The following is a 468-nucleotide window of genomic DNA, read 5'->3' on the forward strand; positions in this document are numbered from 1 at the left end:
CTGGCCCAGTCCAAGGAGTGATGCCATGAGTATGGTTCAGGGAACACAGTCCGGGACGCCTGCGACCGATCTGAGCGCGTTGCTGCAACTGGCGGCGACCCAGCAAGGCTCGAGCAACACCCTGGATGTCAAGGATCTGGAAGAAAGCCTCAATGCGTTGCGTTCCTTCCTGGCTGCGAGCGGCGATTCGCTGCTGCCGGATCTTGAGGCACCGGCCTCGAAGAGCAACGCCACGGTCTCGCTGTCCGCTTTGACCATGAGCGGTCTTTCTCTGGAGACCTTGCTGGATGCTGTGGGCTTCGAGCAGCGCCGCACCGAGACCAAGGCCGGTGTGGCCTCACTGGAGGCCCGCGCTCAGGAGCGCGCCATGGCCAATGAGGAAAAGCTCAAGTCCATCCAGGAGCAGCTGGAAAAGGCCAAGAGCCAGAGTTTTCTGAACGGTCTGCTCAAGGCGTTCAAGGTCATCGG

Annotated in this window: 1 pseudogene; it reads left to right on the forward strand. The window is 61.1% G+C overall.

The features are described from left to right. Positions 1-25: 25 nt before the first annotated feature. A pseudogene (locus JWG43_RS18020) lies at positions 26-468 on the forward strand (hypothetical protein); the annotation flags it as partial.

This window comes from Desulfobulbus alkaliphilus, from assembly GCF_016918545.1.
Classification (GTDB): domain Bacteria; phylum Desulfobacterota; class Desulfobulbia; order Desulfobulbales; family Desulfobulbaceae; genus Desulfobulbus; species Desulfobulbus alkaliphilus.